We start from the raw sequence: 1,324 nt of genomic DNA, 5'->3' as shown, positions 1-1,324 counted from the left end.
TGATCGCCTTTCAGGCTGAAGCGGCGTTCAGTCAGATCGTTATCGCTGTCCTCGTCGAACTGCGGATCATCCTCGCGCAGCCGAAAATGCAGGATTGCCTCGATCTCGAAGTCATCCAGGGGATCATCAGGATCAGCGACGCGCGCGGCCAGCGGCGCGCACAGCGCCGGACCGGTCTCATCGAGATAGCGCTGCAGAAAACCGAGGCGCTCATTCAGTTGCACCAGGCGTTCGACCTCCTCCGAGGTGAACCCCATCATCGCGTCATCCGCGGGGTCCGGCTCCAAGTGCTCCTCGAGCGCCTCGGCCTTGCGAGACAGACGCCGACAGGCGCACTCGAGCTGATCAAGCTCGTTCCTGAGGCTGGAGAGGTGTTCACGCTGTCTGGGTGTCATCCGCCTGACTCACTGAGAGGCAAGCAAGCCTCGAAGGCAAGGGGTTCAACGTCATCAGTCGCTCCATTTTAGCGAGGTCCGCGGATCAGCGTGCCGCAGGGCAAGCCTGGTGCGGATCAGGAGACTGCGATTCTCCACACCAAGGCGACAGCGCCTGTCGTTGACAGTGGAGGGGAATCCGCGCTATCCGTGGCCAATGCCTGCGGTGCCAGCGCATCGGTTGAGACCGATGGCGCGTCATGCGCTGTCGCCACAGTGGGTATACTCCGCGCCATGAGCGCCACCTCGCATGATCGCATTCAACGACTGCGCCGCCTGGAGTCGCTGTTACCGCGTGCGGTGACCGCAGCAGCGGACTGCCCTGACAGCGCGCGCCTGCTGGATGTGCTGAGTGCGGCCTACGGCGAGGCCAGCGAGGCGGCTCGCCGGCGTGCGCTTCAGCGCGATCTGGCGGAACTGCTGCGCCAGGGCCGCATCGAGACGGTCACTGCCGGTGCTCGCCCGCTGCGCTATCGACGCCTCGGTGAGGCCATCGAGGATGATCCCCTTCTGTGGCAGTTCACCCTGCAACAGGTGCGCGACCTGATCCGCGAAGCCGTGCCCTCGCGACGCCTCGAGCGGCTCTGGCAACGCCTGCTTCATGAGGTCGACGGTCCCCTGATCGATGAGCAACGCCTCCGCGTTGTCCCCGATACCCTGCGCCTGCAACCGGTGGAGCTTTATCCGGAGGTGCTGCAGGCCGTGGTTCTGGCCGTCGCTCAGCCCTGTGCGCTGCGGCTGCTCTATGCCAAGTCCAACGGCGAGCGCAGCGCGGTGACCGTGCATCCGCAGGCCCTGGTGCAACGCGGGCCGATCGCCTATCTGTTTGCCCTCAAGGAGGCCGAGCCGGCACCGGTGCGCCTCTATGCCCTGCATCGGATGATCCGCGC

2 protein-coding genes are annotated in these 1,324 nt (G+C 65.3%); one reads left to right on the top strand and one right to left on the bottom strand.

What is annotated here, in order from left to right:
* The coding region (locus tag VBE63_RS29485) for a hypothetical protein (RefSeq protein ID WP_323686530.1) at positions 1-395 on the bottom strand (395 nt) is incomplete at its 3' end.
* Between the two features lie 273 nt (positions 396-668).
* On the opposite strand from VBE63_RS29485, the gene VBE63_RS29480 reads away from it, so the two are divergent.
* The coding region (locus VBE63_RS29480; protein ID WP_323686529.1) for a WYL domain-containing protein at positions 669-1,324 on the top strand (656 nt) is incomplete at its 3' end.

The organism is Lamprobacter sp. (assembly GCF_034860625.1).
In the GTDB taxonomy this organism is placed as follows: Bacteria; Pseudomonadota; Gammaproteobacteria; order Chromatiales; family Chromatiaceae; genus Lamprobacter.
The sequence above is the reverse complement of the archived record's forward strand: the minus strand, read 5'-3'. Positions and strand labels throughout refer to the sequence as shown.